General features: G+C 60.5%; 13 protein-coding genes. 6 read left to right on the forward strand and 7 right to left on the reverse strand.

What is annotated here, in order from left to right:
• The first annotated feature begins 14 nt into the window (after positions 1–14).
• Together C1X29_RS00835 and C1X29_RS00840 are read left to right on the forward strand one after the other, a co-directional pair.
• Positions 15–3,464 (forward strand): calcium-binding protein, encoded by a 3,450-nt coding sequence (locus C1X29_RS00835; protein ID WP_256584269.1) that lies wholly within the window; start codon positions 15–17, stop codon positions 3,462–3,464.
• Positions 3,465–3,729: 265 nt separating this feature from the next.
• Positions 3,730–5,139: a hypothetical protein gene (locus C1X29_RS00840; protein WP_256584270.1), complete on the forward strand. Its 1,410-nt coding sequence runs from the start codon at positions 3,730–3,732 to the stop codon at positions 5,137–5,139.
• Between the two features lie 12 nt (positions 5,140–5,151).
• On the opposite strand, the gene C1X29_RS00845 is transcribed toward C1X29_RS00840, so the two are convergent.
• From C1X29_RS00845 to C1X29_RS00855, 3 genes are read right to left on the reverse strand one after another with little or no spacing between them, the layout of a single operon-like run.
• Complete coding sequence (locus tag C1X29_RS00845) at positions 5,152–5,742, reverse strand: LON peptidase substrate-binding domain-containing protein (protein ID WP_085747646.1); 591 nt, start codon at positions 5,740–5,742, stop codon at positions 5,152–5,154.
• Positions 5,743–5,752: 10 nt separating this feature from the next.
• On the reverse strand, positions 5,753–6,469 hold the full coding sequence (locus C1X29_RS00850; RefSeq protein ID WP_007958637.1) for an LrgB family protein: 717 nt from the start codon (positions 6,467–6,469) through the stop codon (positions 5,753–5,755).
• Entirely contained in the window at positions 6,469–6,831 is a 363-nt protein-coding gene (locus tag C1X29_RS00855; protein WP_007958636.1) for a CidA/LrgA family protein, read from the reverse strand. Before C1X29_RS00855 ends, C1X29_RS00850 begins: the two co-directional genes overlap by 1 nt.
• Before the next feature lie 193 nt (positions 6,832–7,024).
• On the opposite strand from C1X29_RS00855, the gene C1X29_RS00860 reads away from it, so the two are divergent.
• The 4 genes from C1X29_RS00860 to C1X29_RS00875 all read left to right on the forward strand — a co-directional run bounded on the left by C1X29_RS00860 (position 7,025) and on the right by C1X29_RS00875 (position 12,817).
• A complete protein-coding gene (locus C1X29_RS00860) occupies positions 7,025–7,480 on the forward strand; it encodes a MaoC family dehydratase (protein ID WP_085747645.1) in 456 nt (151 codons plus the stop codon).
• A 110-nt stretch (positions 7,481–7,590) separates the two neighbouring features.
• Positions 7,591–9,318 (forward strand): C13 family peptidase, encoded by a 1,728-nt coding sequence (locus C1X29_RS00865; RefSeq protein ID WP_102686371.1) that lies wholly within the window; start codon positions 7,591–7,593, stop codon positions 9,316–9,318.
• Positions 9,319–9,345: 27 nt separating this feature from the next.
• The gene (locus tag C1X29_RS00870; protein WP_007958634.1) at positions 9,346–9,987 is read left to right on the forward strand and encodes an oxidoreductase; all 642 of its coding nucleotides are present in this window, start codon (positions 9,346–9,348) and stop codon (positions 9,985–9,987) included.
• Positions 9,988–10,231: 244 nt separating this feature from the next.
• Positions 10,232–12,817, forward strand: coding sequence for a hypothetical protein (locus C1X29_RS00875; protein ID WP_146023248.1), 2,586 nt, complete (start codon positions 10,232–10,234; stop codon positions 12,815–12,817).
• A gap of 43 nt (positions 12,818–12,860) precedes the next feature.
• On the opposite strand, the gene C1X29_RS00880 is transcribed toward C1X29_RS00875, so the two are convergent.
• The 4 genes from C1X29_RS00880 to C1X29_RS00895 all read right to left on the reverse strand — a co-directional run bounded on the left by C1X29_RS00880 (position 12,861) and on the right by C1X29_RS00895 (position 17,349).
• Positions 12,861–13,145 (reverse strand): YceK/YidQ family lipoprotein, encoded by a 285-nt coding sequence (locus C1X29_RS00880; protein ID WP_102686373.1) that lies wholly within the window; start codon positions 13,143–13,145, stop codon positions 12,861–12,863.
• Entirely contained in the window at positions 13,138–13,785 is a 648-nt protein-coding gene (gene ubiX / locus C1X29_RS00885; protein ID WP_007958630.1) for a flavin prenyltransferase UbiX, read from the reverse strand. Before ubiX ends, C1X29_RS00880 begins: the two co-directional genes overlap by 8 nt.
• A complete protein-coding gene (mpl, locus tag C1X29_RS00890) occupies positions 13,782–15,131 on the reverse strand; it encodes a UDP-N-acetylmuramate:L-alanyl-gamma-D-glutamyl-meso-diaminopimelate ligase (RefSeq protein WP_102686374.1) in 1,350 nt (449 codons plus the stop codon). Before mpl ends, ubiX begins: the two co-directional genes overlap by 4 nt.
• Before the next feature lie 298 nt (positions 15,132–15,429).
• A complete protein-coding gene (locus C1X29_RS00895) occupies positions 15,430–17,349 on the reverse strand; it encodes a sigma-54-dependent Fis family transcriptional regulator (RefSeq protein WP_102686375.1) in 1,920 nt (639 codons plus the stop codon).
• Positions 17,350–17,597 lie beyond the last annotated feature (248 nt).

Consider the following 17,597-nt stretch of genomic DNA (forward strand, 5'->3'; position numbering starts at 1 on the left):
AAAGAGTATTGATTTTGGCCAAACCCTTTAACATCAATCCTGAAACTATTCTTACAGCCTCCATAACAATTTCCGACATTATCACTCCATCAAATTCAGCAACGGCGGAAACCGATGTACCGTTTGGCAAAATGTCGGACCTGAACGATCTGGACAAACTGTTCGGGCCCCTGCGATTTGGCGAACTGACCGTGAGCCGCCAGACACTTCAGGCGCTGGGTGCCCGGGTCAACGGCGAGGCCATTACAGCAGCCAACACGTACTTCCCCGAGCCCGATCAGGCCTTTATCGATGGGCTGCAATTCGATCCCGCCCAGGTTGAGCAGCGGATCAAGTCAGTCGATGGTCAGGAGCATCAACGGGTACCGGAATTACTCTACGAAATCGCCACTCTGCGCTCCCCCGACGCAGCACCGCTTCTGCGCGAAATATCCGCCAGTGATACTGAGCACCCCATGCAGAAAATCGGCAAACTGCTGACCGCCACTCAACAGCTGGATATCCACAGAAGCCCGCTGCCCGAACACCTGCCGGGCTGGGTAGACAAGGCCAAAAGTCGCGGCATGACCAGTATGGGCGCCGGGCTGCAGGCCTACGGTTTGTACAGCGCCTACATGGGCGCCATCGACGGCCTCAAGAAAGGTCAGATGGGAGAAGTGCTGATCAATGTGGGCGGCGCTCTCGCCGAGATCACTTCACTGGGCCTCGAATACGCGCTGAACAAGACCGGCGAACAGATGATCCGCCAGGGCTCCATGGCCCTCGAACAATTCGGCAAGACCGCCATGGGCAAATGGCTGAGCCGGGGCGCAGGCCTGATCGCCAGCGTGCTGACGCTGCCCTTCGATATCTACACCGCCATCAAATCCTTCAACGATGCGGCCAAGGCCCAAGGCAAGGAAGCTCAGGATCTGTACGTCACCGGCGGCTTGAGCGTGTTCAGCGGTGCCCTGTCCATTGCCCTTGGCTGCGCAGCACTGATGGGCTTTCAAGCTGCTGGCCCGGTGGGGATTGCAGCGGCGGCGATCATGATTGTCGGTGCCCGAATCTACGGTGCCGCGCGCATGGTCGACGATATCGACGATTACATCGAGCTGACCGTGCACGAACGCTGGCGTGCCGGCTGGTTCGCGTTCACCGGACAAAGCCAGGACAAGGCTCTGATGGAGCGCTACCTGGTCGCCAAGACCACGAGCGATTATGCCAAAGCCTTGAAAACCCGCAGCCTTGGCTGGCTCGACAATGAATTCAAGGAAAGTGTCGATGCGATCGTCAATGGCCGTTACGAGGTCACGTTGCAGCCAACTCGTCTTTATCGCTTCCAATGGGATGAGGCCAAAGGAGAAACACCCTATATCACCGAAAATCTCCCCGTCATCAGTGATACGGACGATACCTGCGATGCGAGGAAGGGCGTATCAGGCTCGGACGCCGTCATCGCGCGGACCAAAAGCGACCCGGCGAAAGGGGTCTTCTGGAACCTGGGCGGCGGCCATGACACGGTGCAAGGCGTTGAGGACAAGCCGAATTTCTTCAGCTATGCCAGCGGCCGTAAAACCCTCGACGGCGGCAACAAGGATGACTCCTTTCTGTTTCAGTCGGCATCCGAAGCGCTGTCTGAAGACCCGACCACCGTCAGTGAGCTGTCCGGCGGTGACGGCACCGATCTGCTCTGGCTGCAAGGCAAACACAAAAACCAAGACCCTGTCGCCAAACCGCCGCGCCATATCGGTTTTGACATCGACCTGAAAAACGGCAGGCTGGCGGTGCGTCCTGCAGACCCAGCGGCTGAACCGGTGCTGCATTCAACCTTCAAGTCCATCGAAAAGGTCGAGACACTGGCCGGCGCGCTCAACCGCGTGACCGGTTCCGACCACGCCGACACCATTGCCGCCAATGGTGATGACCGCGTCGACGCAGGCGCCGGCGATGACCGCATCTCCGTCAGCGGTCTTCAAGGCACGGTCGACGGCGGCAGCGGTAGCGATACCTATGAAATTGCCCCGAACTGTCTCAAGGTTTCCCTCCAAGAGGATGGTCAGGAACCGAGCAAGGTCTATCTGGGCGTGACACTCGAAGCCATCCAGCGCTGGTACGTGCGCAATGACGCGCTGGTCATTGAATCCCTGCGCGACGACGACATCCGGTCGCCAAGCCGGGAACTGGTGCTGGAGGCGGTGTACCGGACGGTCGATGGCAAACGCACCCTGCGCAACGACAAATGGACGCTCATTACACAGGACGGCTACCACTTGCTGCCGGCGTGGCCTGCCGATACCCCGGACCTGGCCGACCTGACCGTGAAAGTGACCGTTCTGACCGTCGGCACAACGAAATCCTCGCCGGTGCCGGTCAATGATCTCCCTTGCAGAATCTCGAACAAACCGCACTCGTATTACTTCGTCTCGCGCCAGGTCTATCACTCGATCCTGTGGGCAACGCTGAACGAAACACCGACCCGAAGCACTCTGTACGTCGACCGCGACAGCACGGAAATCGATGAAGTCAGGGCGATTTATACGGTTACAAAAACAAGGCCAAACGCATTCACGCAGCTCAGCTACTCGGACATTCACTACACCATCACATTCCACCAGGGTGGTGGCTTGCTTTCGTTGCACGGTGCTGCAAGAGAAAATCCGGGCAAGAAACGCGACATGGGAGCCGGAATCCTGGCCTCCGGCTGGCAGATGAATCACCCGATGACGCTGGTCATGCGAGACGGGATTTCCTATCACCTCGACTTTCCGCATCCCACGTATCTAAACGACGCAAGGAACCCGGGTTATACCGTAGTGCAAAGCCGCACCTCGCTGCGCGAGCGAGCCGGCCGGTATATTTTCGTCAGGCCCTCTGTCGAGAAGCGCACGCTGAAGGCAACCTCGCAGCGGGTCGACTTTCAGGCAGCCGAGCACAATGCGACCTATTGGCTGGAGGGACGATCGTCGAGCTATGAACTGTTTCCCGCCAGCGCCACGTCCATCCGGCTGTCCACCGCAGAAGCGGATGCCAACGTCTCGGGCTCTTCCACCTGGTTCATTCACACGCAACATCTGCAAGAGCAGATCAGCCACCGCGATCTTTCCATCAAGGACAACCTGCTCAGAATCGGCAGCATCCGGATTCAACTGCCGGACAGCAACGATCCGCTGACGCCACTGGAAACCATCGAAGTCGTGGTCTCCTCGGGAAACCGTTATCGGATCAATGCACTGTTCGAGGTGATCGGTCTGTGCGCCATCAATGCCCGAGCCTACCCATCGGTTCAGGCCATCGCCCAGGACATTCGTGAGCATCAACGGCGTGAAGAGCTTGAGTCCGACGAAGTGTCCGTTCACCACATTCGCCTGAGCGAAACCGCTGCCGGCAAGATTTCATACAACGTTGCCACCAACGTCTGGAGCAGCGAAACCGCTCCGACCCGCTCGATACCTGTCGAGCACCTGATCATCGTCAAGGAATGACACCATGCGACCAAAACCACCCTCGCCGCCAGGCTTTTCCAAGGGTAATACGCCCGCCGACTCGCTTGCTGAACTCCCACGATTGCGACCGCAAGCGCCAGACCCACAGCTACCGCATTCGTTGCCAGACCTGACAGCCGCGCATCCGCGAAACCCGGGACACACCCCGCCCCTCGCGGACACACCGAAAATCGAAGTGTCTGACCTGCCGGTCGCCTCCCGTGAAACGGCGACCGGACTGGACAGTTACCGTTTGAACCCCGGATTGCTGCGCAACCTGCAACCGCCCAACGAGGAGGGTCTGCACTACATCGTCGGACGCGCGTTCGTCGATGTGAAAGACAGCGGCACGGTGTATGTGGAATTCGATGCGAACCTGGGCACCTATCGGGCCATGGATCTATACAAAAAGCTGTCTCCCGGGCCGGTGCTCTACAGAAATACCGGTGAATCGACCTGGAGCCCGGCCTCACATACCCCCTCGAAACGCCCCCATTCCCAGGTCAGTGACGTTGATACGCCGGAGCCAGCCAAACAAGCGCAGACCTCTCCTTTGTCGGCGCATGAAGCCACCACCCGACTGCTGAACGACTCGTTGCTCACGATGCATCCACTGATGACGCTCGGCCAGCGCGTCGAGTTTTTGCGCGCCTATAACCTGTCGCCACGACAACACATCCGGTTGCACAGTGATCTGACCGCCGATCCCCGGGTGATGCCGGAGTGGGCCAAGCAGCATCACTTACGCTCTCGGGACGAGAACGATCCGACCCGCTTCGATCAACTGTATGAAGAAATCGAACCGCTGCTACTGCCCGTGCGGAACGGAACACTGCGCAGCGACCTGATCGACTTCGACAAAAGCGTCACCCGGGAATTTCTCGACGCCTTTCTGACCCGACTCGGTTACCTGCGCAACAGCAGCGACTGCCTGTATCGCACGGATATTCCGGGTCTGTTCAGGGCCGATGAACGCACGCCTTTCGAGTTCTACAACGACGGACGCATGCTGCCTCGCCTGAAACACCCGCGCGGCGCCACGACCGAAAAACCGATCAGTGCCACGGTCAGCCATCAGCTGGTCAAGAGATATAGCGCCAGGGGCACCGAGGCTCCCGATCCGCAGTACCTGCGCTACAACAGCCAGAGAAACAAATATCCCGGCAAAAAACCGGGTGAATCGGACAACGAGTCAGGGAACTCCGACAACGACTGGTCCGATGCATCGGACGTAGAACTGGACACCGAACGCAATTACGAGACGATCCGACACGATCAGCAGTTCATCTTCTCTTACGTCATCGATACCCGAAGGATGGAGGTGGTCCTCAATGAGGAGAACCATTTGCTCAATCTGGCGGCACGGGAAAAGAATGCCTGGTTTCCCGAAGACGAACTCGAAGCCCTGATTTCAACGTCCAAGCGAGGTATCGAATCAGAGCGCCTCTGGCTGCTCGACTCGACCTTCACCCGTGCGGCAAAAGTCGACGACGTTGCCGCTGCCGCCCAAACCAGCTACATCGGCAATGACATCGAGGCGCGGACCCACAGCGGCATTTCCAATCAACATGAATACGACGCGTTGATCGATGCGGTGGCCAGGGCCGGCAAGCCGATCCTTGCATTTCCAGGTGGCCGGGACTGGTTCGCCAATGACATCGTCTGGCCCGTATAACCGAGTCGAGTCTTAAGCGAACAACTCGCCCTGCAATTCATCGAGCAGCGCCTGAATCGCATCCAGTCGCTGCTGCGGGTCGTCGAGTTGCAGCAAATCGATCTTGTCTTCCTCGGCGAACGGCAGCAGATACGCCAACTGATTGGCCAGTGATTGCTGCCCCGCCGCTTCGATGCCCATGTTCAACGCCTCGACCATCGGGTGCTCGGCGAGAGCCTTGAGCAGCGCCACCAGATCGGCGTCTTCATCCTGCAGCGGTTGCTCGGGTTCTTCGTCCAGCCACTCGACCTCGGCCATGATCAATTGATCGCGCTGCACGTCGGTGCTCTGCACGATGAAGCGCCGCCCGCCTTGCACCCGGATGCCCAGCAGTCCGTTGTCCTGCTGCTGGAAATCGGTGATGCGCGCTTCGCAGCCGACCATGGCGAAACCTTCCGGCGCGACGCCGACTTCGCTGCCTTCCAGGATGCACACCACGCCGAACCCGCCGCCCTGTTTCATACAGCGGCCGATCATGTCCAGGTAGCGTGCTTCGAAGATCTGCAGATCCAGATTGCAGCCGGGAAACAGCACCGTGTTCAGCGGAAAAAGCGGCAGACTCATAGACATTTCCTTACACCACCATCGACACCGCCAACGGCAGGAACACCGCCGTGGCCACGCCCATCAGACTCATCGCCAGCGCCGCGAAGGCGCCGCACTCATCGCTTTCCTGCAACGCCACCGAGGTGCCGACCGCATGTGCCGTCATGCCCAGCGCCATGCCGCGCGCCTCCGGGCTGTGCACGCCCAGACGGGTCAGCAACGCCGGGCCGAAGATCGCGCCGATCACCCCGGTGATCAACACGAACACCGCCGCCAATGCTGCGACACCGCCGATCTGTTCGGCCACCAGCATGGCGATCGGTGAGGTCACCGACTTGGGCGCCATGGTCATCAGGATCATGTGATCGGCACCGAACCACCAGCCCAGCGCCACGCCCATGCCCGTGGCGACCACGCCGCCTATCACCAGCGTAGTAAAAATCGGCCAGAACAATTGCCGGATGCGTCGCAGATTCAGATACAGCGGCACTGCCAGCGCAACGGTCGCCGGGCCCAGCAGAATACTGAGGATCTCGGTGCTCTTGCGGTACTCGGCGTAGGTCAGGCCGCAGCCGACCAGCACGCCGATCACCAACAGCATCGAGACCAGCACCGGTTGCAGAAAGATCCAGCGGGTTTTCTCGAACGCCGCCAGCACCAGTTGATAGGCACCGAGGGTGATGCCGATGCCGAACAGGGGATGGTGAATCACCGAAGCCCAGGCACCTTGCCAGTCGAACAGCATCAGGACTCCTCCGAATGCGGCGCGTGGCGCTTGACCAGCCGTTGCATCAGCACGCCGGCGAAGGCCATCGACAGAATCAGCGAGACCACCAGCGCACCGACAATGGCCCAGAAATCCGCGGCAATCGCCGTGGCATACACCATCACGCCCACCGCCGGCGGCACCAGCAGCAATGGCAGATAACGCAGCAGGCTGCCGGCGGCGAGGTTCAGCGGCTCGCCGACTTCACCGCGTACGATCAGGAATACCAGCAACAGCAAAAGGCCGATGATCGGCCCCGGCAGCACCGGCAACAGCAAATGATTGAGGGCCGTGCCGAGCAATTGAAACAGCACCAGCATGGTCAGGCCGCGTAGCAACATCCGTCATCTCCGTCTTACTTTTCGCCTCGCAAGTCGCCCGCATTATAAGCACGCCTGCGCTATGGATCGGCATTCGCCAAAAGCATGGTCGGTTGACCTGAGCAAATCGCCATGATGATCTACAGTGGTTCGCAGGGCGGTCAAATCCCCCACCTGAAAAACTATAAAACCGATGAACCCAAGGAGAGTCTCAATGCCCTATGTTCCAGTTGCAGAGCTCAAAGATTATGTCGGCAAGGAACTCGGACGTTCCGAATGGCTCACCATCGATCAGGAGCGTATCAACCTGTTCGCAGAAGCCACCGGGGATTACCAGTTCATCCATGTCGACCCGATCAAAGCCGCGCAAACGCCATTTGGCAGCACCATTGCACACGGTTTCCTGTCGTTGTCGCTGATCCCCAAACTGATGGAAGACATCCTGATCCTGCCGCAAGGCGTGAAGATGGTGGTCAACTACGGCCTGGACAGCGTGCGTTTCATCCAGCCGGTCAAGGTCAACTCCAAGGTCCGGCTCAAGGTCGACCTCGGTGAAGTGACCGAGAAAAAACCTGGCCAGTGGCTGCTCAAGGCCACCGCCACCCTGGAGATCGAAGGCTCGGACAAACCGGCCTACATCGCCGAACCGCTGTCGCTCTGCTTCGTTTAAGCGCCTGGATGCGAAGCGGCTCACGCTGTTTCGCATCCGCTCCTCCCCGCCGGCTGTATTAGGTCACATAGCTGCGGCATACTCGGTCGCCTAATTGCCCGGATCCCGCTATGCGCTCATTCGCTCCTCTTGCTCCCCTTGCCTTGACCCTGTTGCTGGCCGCGTGTGGCGACGGCGAATCGCTGTTGCCGCCGGATGCACGCCTGCCCGACGGCGGCCGCTATCGCGGTGAACTGGTCGATGGTTTGCTGCAAGGCCAGGGCCGGGTCGACTACCCCAACGGCAGCTGGTACGCCGGGGCGTTCGACAAGGGGCAATGGCATGGTCAGGGCGAATGGCACGGCAGCAATGGCGAGGTCTATCGCGGCAACTTCCAGCAAGGGCTGTTCGACGGCCAGGGCACGCTGACCACCACGGCCGGCAGCTACACCGGCGGTTTCAAGCTGGGCCGACGTGACGGCGAAGGCACCCTTAAAGAAAACGCGATGACCTATCGCGGCGAATTCAAGGCCGACCAGTATTCCGGGCTCGGTCGCCTCGAGCTGGATGACGGCAGTTCCTATCAGGGCCAGTTCGCCCACGGCAAACCCAACGGCGAAGGCCAGCGCGGCGATGCCAGCGGCAATCAGTTCACCGGCCACTTCGTCAACGGCCAGCTCGAAGGCAACGGCACCTTCAACAGTGCCGACGGCGACATCTACGTCGGCGGCTTCAAGAACAATCAACTGCACGGCAAGGGTCGCTACGAAAACGCCGATGGCGATGTCTGGCTCGGGCAGTTCAAGGAAGGCGCGCTGACCGGCAAGGGCGAACTGATCGGCGCCGACGGCAGCCACTACATCGGTTACTTCAATGATTGGCGCTTCAGCGGTCAGGGTCGCCTGAACCTGTCCGATGGCAGCTTCTACGTCGGTGGATTCGACAGCGACAGTTATTCCGGACGCGGCACCCTGGTGCTCACCGATGGCAGCGTGCTCAGCGGCACCTGGATCAACGGCCAGCGGGTACGCGATGCCGACGGCAAGTTGCTGCCGGACACCCTAGAACTCGGCCTGCTGGCCCAGGGTCGCCTGCTCGATGAAGCGCTGGCCAATGTGCCGGCCTCGACCCCGGCAGTGGAGCTGTACACCCTGACCCTCGGCGGCGACGGCAAGCAGAGCGTGTTCCTGCGCGAATCCGATTACGTGGCCAACATGCTCACCAGCCGTTTCGGCGCGTTTGGCCAGATTCGCCTGGTCAACCATCGCGACCACCTCGGCGACCGGCCGATGGCCACCCGCGAGAACCTGCGCCGCGCAGCCCTGACCCTGGCCGAACGCAGCGGCCCGGAAGACCTGGTGTTCATCTACCTGACCAGCCACGGCACCGCCGAACACGAACTGGTGCTCGACCAGCCGCGCATGGAACTGGCCGACCTGCCCGCCGACGAACTCGCCGCCGTGCTCGCACCGCTGAAGAATCGCGACAAGATCATCGTCATCTCTTCGTGCTATTCCGGCGGCTTCATTCCGGCGCTGAAGGACGAGCGCACGCTGATCATGACCGCCTCGCGCGCCGATCGCGTGTCGTTCGGTTGCTCCGAGGAGGCCAACTTCACCTACTTCGGCGATGCCCTGTTTGCCCAGGCGCTGAACCAGACCGACGACCTGGAGCAAGCCTTCAAACTGGCCAAGGCCACCGTCGCCGAACGGGAACTGGCGGACAACTTCGAAGCCTCTGAACCGCAGATCTGGGCGCCGAAAACCGTGCTGGCGCACTGGCAACTGCTGCGTAAACAGCAAGCGAGAAAAGCATTGCAAAGTGCTGCGTTGAACGACGGAGCGATAAAGAGCAACTAAGCTGAACAGTATCAAGGGAGAGACACTATGTACTTGACGCCTCAGCATGTCTTGCTTGCAGGAGCCACCGGACTGACCGGTGAACATCTGCTCGACCGCCTGCTCAACGAGCCGACGATCAGCCGCGTCCTTGCCCCCTCACGCCGGCCGCTGGCTGAACATCCGCATCTGGAAAACCCGGTCGGCGATCCACAGACCTTCCTGCCGCAACTGGCCGGTCGGGTCGACATCGCCTATTGCTGTCTCGGCACCACGATCAAACAGGCCGGCTCCGAAGAGGCGTTTCGCGCCGTGGATCTGGACATGGTGGTGGCGTTCGCCAAGCGCGCCCGGGAGATGGGAGCACGGCACCTGATCGTGATCAGCGCCCTGGGGGCCGATCGCCGGTCCTCGGTGTTCTACAACCGGGTAAAAGGCGAAATGGAATACGCATTGCGCGCGCAGGACTGGCCGCAATTGACCATCTGCCGGCCATCGCTGTTGCTCGGCGAACGCAGCGAGCCCCGTCTGGGCGAACAGCTCGCCGCGCCATTCTCTAAATTGATCCCCGGCAAATACCGTGGCATCGAAGCCTGCCAACTGGCCCGCGCCATGTGGCGTCTGGCGCTGGAGGAGCAGGATGGTGTGCGGATTGTCGAGTCGGACGAACTGAGAAAACTCGGCAAGTAAGCTCACTCGCCACAGCGGTTCAACGCGGATCCCGGGTAACCATTTCCAATGAAGCCCGAGGATCTTGCGTGAACTGGCCGACATTCGAAATAAAGTGAATCGAATCAACCCGCATGTCGTAGCTATCTACCACGTGCCCCTTCCCTTTCATGGATAACGTGCCCTCCAGCACACCTGCGTCTACGGCCATTCCGCCATGGGATGACACCACAGCACGTCAGGCAATCAATGAAAGGACTCCTTGATGGCACCGCAAACAAAAACGTCGAAAGGCACCAGCAAAACGCCACCCACCCTCGACAGGTCGACTCCGGAAACATCGCCGACCCAGCGTCATGATTTCCCGGGTTTGATTCGATCCCCGGAAACAGACAGCGCCAGCCGCCCCACGGAGGCGCCTGCCCCCCTTTCTTCAAGTGACACATTGCCCGCGATACAGATTCAGGATCTGACCCACCCGGCTGGAGACACTCAAGGAAGCTCATCCAGCGACCCAGACGCGAGCGGATCGATCCGTCACTACGAGTTACCGGCGCAACTGCGAACGCGATTACCCGCCGTCAACACCGAAGGGTTGCGGGTTCACAGGGGACGCATTTATGCCGAGGTGCAATACACCACGACCACGACGGTCATGGTGGCCTGGGACGAAGGCCTAGGAACCTACCGAGCGATGCGCCCACAGGAAGCGCAGCCCTCGGGCCCCGTCCTGCAATTCGACACCGAAAGCAATACCTGGCGGGTCGCTGAGCCGCGGGTTATCAGTCAGGCCCTCGAGTCCACGGTACACCGGGAGGCAGACAATACCGACGATAACGCAGCACAGCCCCACCTGCCGGGACCGGCCAGGACGCAGCCGAACACTGCACCGATTTACGTCGATACCCAACATTACGTATGGAACGAGAAGGCCAACAATCACCATGGCTATGTGGTCCTGCACCGAAAAATGCGCCGGACCGAAGAGGTGGGACCGCCGCTGCATCATGCATTCATGGACGAAAGCGGCTCGTTTGTCAGTGTCGAGCCTTCCGCTTCGCGAATCGATCAGCCAGCCGAACTGTTAACAGCCTGGACAGACCGCGATATCTGGGATCTCTACGGGATACAGGGCGCAGAAATCACCCGTTTCCGCAGCGAAGCGCACAGCACCGGGAAGAAACCTCTATGGGCTACCGTTCGGACACAACGGATGGAAAACGCCTACCTGTTTGACGAGCTGTACCGCTGGTCTGGCATGGACATGGATCGCGACCTGTTCAACAGCCTCCTGAACCATCAGCACCGCACGCCCGCCCAATGGGCAGAACACCTCCAGTCCGTCACCTTGCACCGCAGCCCATCTGGCCCACAAACGCCATTGCCAAGCCCGCCAACACCCGGCTCGCCCTCTCCACGCACATCAACACCCGACACGTCCGGGACAGCGGACGCCACGCTTGCCTACGGTGATCAGCGCCACTACACCTGGGATCTCGACAAGTCGAATTTCCATGGTTATGTCGAAATGCAACGCAAGCCTGGCTTGAATGACAATCATGGACCTCTCACCCAACTGGCGTTTCGTGAAGGCGCCAGCCTGATTGTCGTCAAAGCCACCGATTATCCGATCTACAAAGAGAATGTTCTGCGCCCCTTCTGGCGGGACATCGACATCTGGAACCTCTATCGGATCGAAGGACCCGACATCGTGCGCTTTCGTCGGGAGGTTGCGCGCCATCAGAAACCGCCTGCCTGGGTCAAACAACGGGAATACCCCTCCCAGCGTGAACAACTGTTCGACTACCTGCGGCTGTGGACCAACCCTGATTCTCCGCTTAAAACACGAGAGCAAATCCTCGCCCGGTTCCAGCCCTACAATCTTTCCGTCCAGCAACTAATACGACTGTGCAAGGAGCTGTCGCCGACAGGGCAGTTCAAGAACCTGATCAATGATGAAATGCCTGGATGGGTCAAGACCTATCAGGATCGCACCCGGCTGGTAACCAACGAAAAACTCTTCGAACCGTTTCTGCCGGAAATCGATGCTGAAATCATCCAGCTGAGAAATCAGGGAGAAGGCACCAGCCTGCTGAAGGCGAGTCTGACCGAACCCTTCTTTCAGGAGCTGTTGCGGCTCAGCGGCTTCAAGCGCAATACGCACAATTATCTGTACAGAACCGACATTCCTGCCGTGTTCAAAGTGGATGACCGGACACCTTTCGAAATAGCCCGGCCCGGGGCCATGGTCCCACGCGTGGTATCGGCTGTGGGCACCACGAGCGAGACACCCGTCAGTGCAATGTTCAGCCTGAAGAGCGCCATGGACTTTGCGAATGAAACCAGAGGAGTGACAGGCATAGAGGCGCACCAGACAACCAGCGGCACTTCGACGCCCCCCGCTCAACGCATCCGGTTTTGCTACCTGCTCGATACCCGCAATGTGGAAGTCGTTGCTGGGCAGGACAATCGCGTCTACAACCCGACGCGGCTCGAACGAAGCCCTGCGGATGGCAAAACGTGGTTCCCGAGCATGAAGATGGAAGGCCATGTATCGATGTCGTCGATCGGCTTCACGTCGAGGCGCGTCTGGCTGGTCAACTCGGGCATGACCCGCGCGGCGACAGTGGAAGATATCCATTTGCAGGCGTTGAAGCACGCCACGGGATCGGATCAAAACCCTGCCGACGCCATCGAGTCCCGCACGCGGGCAGGAGAATTGAACCGGGACGAATATGACGGGTTGATCGATGAAGTGGCGAACGCCGGCAAGCGCGTTATCGAATTGCCGGCGGGACAGGACATATTCTCCGACGACATCGTCTTTCCGCCCGAAACGATCACGTTATAGGGAGCTTCAATGGCACGCCCCTGCGGGGTCGTGCCATTGATTTTCATAGCCCGCCAGTCGCCTGAAACCCTACACCGATGACCGTCAGCAACGACAACGGCAACAGCAGCGTATCGAGCAATGCGCTGGCCGGCAGATCCACACCGGGATAGCTCGGTGCCTCGGCGCCGAATCGATCCATCGCGCAACATCCGCCATTCATCGCATACAGATCCAGCCGCGTGCCGGAATACACCACCGGCGCGCCGGGCTTGGCAGCATCGAGCGTGCGCACGGTGGCGCAGCCGGTCAGTTGCAAGATCAGCAGGATCGCCAGCAGCTTATTCATCGCTGCTCAGATGGTGTTCGCCCCAACGCGGCAGCATGTCCTGGGGAATGCCCAGCAGATTGAGAATCCGCGCCACCACGAAATCGATCAGGTCATCGATGGTCTGCGGCTGGTGATAGAAGCCCGGCGAGGCCGGCAGGATGGTCACGCCCATGTTCGACAACTTGAGCATGTGCTCCAGGTGAATGCTCGAATACGGCGCTTCGCGCGGCACCAGAATCAACTGGCGACGCTCCTTCAAGGTGACGTCCGCCGCCCGTTCGATCAGGTTGTTGCAGGCGCCGGTGGCAATGGCCGACAAGGTGCCGGTCGAGCACGGCACCACCACCATCGCCGCCGGAGCGCCGGAGCCCGAGGCCACCGGCGACATCCAGTCTTCCTTGCCGTACACACGGATCTGCCCGGCGGACGCGCCAGTGTATTCGGTGAGGAACGCCTGCATCATTTGTGGCTTGGCCGGCAGCGACACGTCGGTCTCGGTGGCCATAACCAGTTGCGCGGCCTTGGAGATCAGGAAATGCACCTCGCGATCCTCGCGCACCAGACAATCCAGCAGGCGCAAGCCGTACTGGGCGCCGGACGCGCCAGTCATCGCCAGCGTGATGCGTTCCGGGCCATTGCTCGCCAGACGCGTGTTCATTTCAGCGCCTCGGCAAGTTTGCCGTGCAGGCCGCCGAAACCGCCGTTGCTCATGATCACCACGTGGGTGCCGGGCTGGGCCTGGCTCTTCACGCGTTCGATGATGCCTTCCAGCGAATCGCTGACGATTGACGGCACGGTGCACAACGCGGCGGTGCCTGCCAGATCCCAACCGAGGTTGGCCGGGGCGTACCAGATCACTTGATCGGCATCGACCACGCTGTCCGGCAGACCGTCACGGTGGGCGCCGAGCTTCATCGAGTTGGAGCGCGGCTCGATGATCGCGATCAGCGGCTCATCGCCGATACGTTTGCGCAGGCCATCAAGGGTGGTGGCAATCGCGGTCGGGTGGTGGGCGAAGTCATCGTAGATGGTGATGCCGCGCACTTCCGCGACTTTCTCCATACGGCGCTTGACGCTCTTGAATGCGCTCAGCCCGCCAATGCCCATCGACGGAACAACGCCGACATGGCGCGCGGCAGCCAGAGTGGCCAAGGCGTTGGCAACGTTGTGCTGACCGGTCAACTCCCACTCGACCACGCCTTGGGACACGCCTTCGAACATCACTTCAAACGCCGAGCCGTCGTCCTTCAGCAACTTGACCTGCCACTGACCGCCGGCACCAGTGGTTTGCACCGGGGTCCAGCAGCCCATCTCGATCACACGTTGCAAGGCGGGTTCAGTGGTCGGGTGGATCACCAGGCCTTCGCTCGGAATGGTCCGCACCAAGTGGTGGAACTGCCGTTCGATGGCCGGCAGATCAGGGAAGATGTCGGCATGATCGAACTCAAGGTTGTTGAGGATCGCGGTGCGCGGACGGTAGTGGACAAACTTCGAGCGCTTGTCGAAGAACGCGCTGTCGTATTCGTCAGCCTCGATCACGAAGAACGGCGTACCACCCAGACGTGCCGACACCGAGAAATTCTGCGGCACTCCGCCGATCAGGAAGCCCGGGCTCATGCCGGCGTGTTCCAGTACCCAGGCGAGCATGCTGCTGGTGGTGGTCTTGCCGTGCGTACCGGCAACCGCCAGCACCCAGCGACCTTGCAGCACATGGTCGGCCAGCCATTGCGGGCCGGACACGTACGGCAAGCCTTTGTTCAGCACATATTCCACTGCCGGATTGCCGCGGGACATGGCGTTGCCGATCACCACCAGATCAGGTGCCGGATCAAGCTGCGCCGGGTCGTAACCCTGGGTCAGCTGAATGCCCTGGGCTTCGAGCTGGGTGCTCATCGGCGGATAGACGTTGGCATCGGAGCCAGTGACGTGATGGCCCAGCTCTTTGGCCAGAACCGCCATCGAGCCCATGAAAGTCCCGCAGATACCCAGAATATGAATGTGCATAGTCGACCTCGTAAAACATGGCCGCAGGTTAGCGCAGGGAGGGGGAAATGGCACTCTTTAGGTGATTGAGGGTGGAGGTCTGGATTTGTGTCCGACTTGAGATCGCACCCCTCACCCTAGCCCTCTCCCAAGGGAGAGGGAACCGACCGTCGTGTTCTCTCGAGGTACGCCGACCTGACACATCACGGTGAACTCCAGCCCGAATCCATAATCGACTCGGTCGCTCAGGTCGATGTATGCCAAAAGACACCGCGGTCAGTTCCCTCTCCCTTTGGGAGAGGGCTAGGGTGAGGGGCTTTTAACTGACACGCCGCTCAATCCCGTGCTTGCGCAACTTTCTATAGAGCGTATTGCGACTGACGCCCAGTTGCTGCGCCGTATGGGTCATATGCCAGCGCGTGTGTTCCAGCGCACTGAGCAAGGCCAGCCGCTCGGCATCTTCCAGCGGATGTTCGGATGCAGTTTCATCGGCTTTCACCAACAGCGGCTGCACATGCCGAAACATCGCCGGCAGATCATCCAGCCCGATCCGCCCCTCATCGCACAACGCCGCCAGCGTGCGCAGCACATTGCGCATCTGCCGCACATTGCCCGGCCAGTTGAACCCGAGCAAAGCCTGGCGCGCCGGTTCGTCGATCAGGATCGTTTCCCCGCCCGCCTCTTCGGCCAGCAGGAAATCCAGCAGCTGCGACTTGTCACTGCGCTCGCGCAACGGCGGCAGCGCCACTTCCAGCCCGTTGAGCCGGTAGTAAAGGTCTTCCCGGAAACTGCCATCACCGACCCGCTCCAGCAAATTGCGGTGGGTGGCGCTGATGATTCGCACGTTGACCGCTTCCGGCTCGCCGCCGATCGGCACCACCTGCCGGTCTTCCAGCACCCGCAACAGGCGAGTCTGCAGAGCCAGCGGCATGTCGCCGATTTCATCGAGGAACAACGTGCCGCCATCGGCCTGCTGCAGCTTGCCGCGCATGCCGTCCTTGCGCGCGCCGGTGAAGCTGCCGCCGCGATAACCGAACAGTTCGCTCTCGATCAGGCTTTCGGGAATTGCCGCGCAGTTGAGGGCGACGAACGCTTTGCCGGCGCGCTGACTGGCGTTATGCACAGCCTTGGCGAATGCTTCCTTGCCAGAACCGGTTTCGCCGTTGATCAGCAGCGGCACGTCACGCTCGAACACCCGCAGCGACTTGCGGAAATCCGACTGCAACGCCGCATCACCAAGGCAAATGCCCGCAAGACGCGGCGCTTCCAAAGGCGCCGGAACCGGTACTGCTGGCAGCGGCCGACGGGTTTCGCCGCGCAGCACCGCAAACAGATGCCGCCCATCGCGAGTACGCAGCGGCCAACTGGCGCTGGCATTGGCACTGGCGCGCCCGAGCAACTCATCCAGCGAACAATCGAAAAACGCCTCCACCGGTTTACCGAGCAAGCCGCCACGGATGTGCCCGAGCAGGTTCAATGCACTCTGATTGACCGCACTGATCCGCCCTTCCCCGTCAAACGCCAGCAACCCTTCGCTAAACAGCCCGACGGACTCAGCCTGAAGGTGGAAACGCAACAACCATTGGTTATCGAAGCAGCGCAGGAAGTAGCAGCTCTCGATCATCTTCGCCGACAGATTGACCAGCGCCATGGTGTGGAACTGGCTCTGGCGCGAGACGTCATGCCGAGCCGAGGAAACATCGAGCACCGCCAGCAGCTCGCCGTGCGGGTCGAACACCGGGCTCGCCGAGCAGGTCAGGCCGGTGTGACGACCGCGAAAGTGTTCGTCTTGATGAATCGTCAGGGCCTGACGTTCCACCAGGCAGGTGCCGATGCCGTTGGTGCCTTCGCAGGCCTCGCTCCAGTCGGAACCCAGCCACAGGCCGGCGCGTTCGAAAATCTTGCGTTCGGCGGGAGCGGTGACGCAGTTGAGGATCACCCCGCGCGCGTCGGTCAGCAGCACCGCGTGGCCGGCGCCGGAGAGTTGTTGATGCAGGCTGCTCATTTCATTGCCGGCGATCTGCAACACCTGTTGCAAGCGTTCGCGGCTTTCCAGGATTCGACCGTGTTCGAGCACGGTCGGCGCCATGGTCAGGGCCGGGTCGAGGTGATAGTCCTCAAGACAACGCAGCCACGAGCGGGCAATCGAGGGGTCGGCACCGGGGCCATGCAGGTGCGGCTTGCCCTGGGTGACGGTGAGAACCTGTTGGGCATGGCGACTCAAATGGTTGTCGTGCATTTCTTATTATTCTCCCCGAGGCTCATCGGCCCATGCGTGAAGTGGTGACCAGCATCCTCCAGCCAACCGGTCTTTGCAATGCTGGCAAGACCGCCCGGTCACGGGTTGTGCCAGAAGCGGTACAAACTGTCACCCAGGCTGTACCGATACCGCCACAGACGCTTGCCACTTGTCCGACACAAATCTCGCAAGGCCTTGATTTGCCTGACCTGCACGGCAGTGGCCCGACCTTTGCTCTACGCTTATAG

It is taken from the genome of Pseudomonas sp. GW456-12-10-14-LB2, assembly GCF_002884345.1.
Classification (GTDB): domain Bacteria; phylum Pseudomonadota; class Gammaproteobacteria; order Pseudomonadales; family Pseudomonadaceae; genus Aquipseudomonas; species Aquipseudomonas paraglycinae.

What these genes read in the sequence shown, in the direction of transcription:
- C1X29_RS00845 (WP_085747646.1), bottom strand. Translation starts at nt 5,742, where the DNA reads ATGAGTCTGCCGCTTTTTCCGCTGAACACGGTGCTGTTTCCCGGCTGC.
- C1X29_RS00850 (WP_007958637.1), bottom strand. Translation starts at nt 6,469, where the DNA reads ATGCTGTTCGACTGGCAAGGTGCCTGGGCTTCGGTGATTCACCATCCC.
- C1X29_RS00855 (WP_007958636.1), bottom strand. Translation starts at nt 6,831, where the DNA reads ATGTTGCTACGCGGCCTGACCATGCTGGTGCTGTTTCAATTGCTCGGC.
- C1X29_RS00860 (WP_085747645.1), top strand. Translation starts at nt 7,025, where the DNA reads ATGCCCTATGTTCCAGTTGCAGAGCTCAAAGATTATGTCGGCAAGGAA.
- C1X29_RS00865 (WP_102686371.1), top strand. Translation starts at nt 7,591, where the DNA reads ATGCGCTCATTCGCTCCTCTTGCTCCCCTTGCCTTGACCCTGTTGCTG.
- C1X29_RS00870 (WP_007958634.1), top strand. Translation starts at nt 9,346, where the DNA reads ATGTACTTGACGCCTCAGCATGTCTTGCTTGCAGGAGCCACCGGACTG.
- C1X29_RS00875 (WP_146023248.1), top strand. Translation starts at nt 10,232, where the DNA reads ATGGCACCGCAAACAAAAACGTCGAAAGGCACCAGCAAAACGCCACCC.
- C1X29_RS00880 (WP_102686373.1), bottom strand. Translation starts at nt 13,145, where the DNA reads ATGAATAAGCTGCTGGCGATCCTGCTGATCTTGCAACTGACCGGCTGC.
- ubiX (WP_007958630.1), bottom strand. Translation starts at nt 13,785, where the DNA reads ATGAACACGCGTCTGGCGAGCAATGGCCCGGAACGCATCACGCTGGCG.
- mpl (WP_102686374.1), bottom strand. Translation starts at nt 15,131, where the DNA reads ATGCACATTCATATTCTGGGTATCTGCGGGACTTTCATGGGCTCGATG.
- C1X29_RS00895 (WP_102686375.1), bottom strand. Translation starts at nt 17,349, where the DNA reads ATGCACGACAACCATTTGAGTCGCCATGCCCAACAGGTTCTCACCGTC.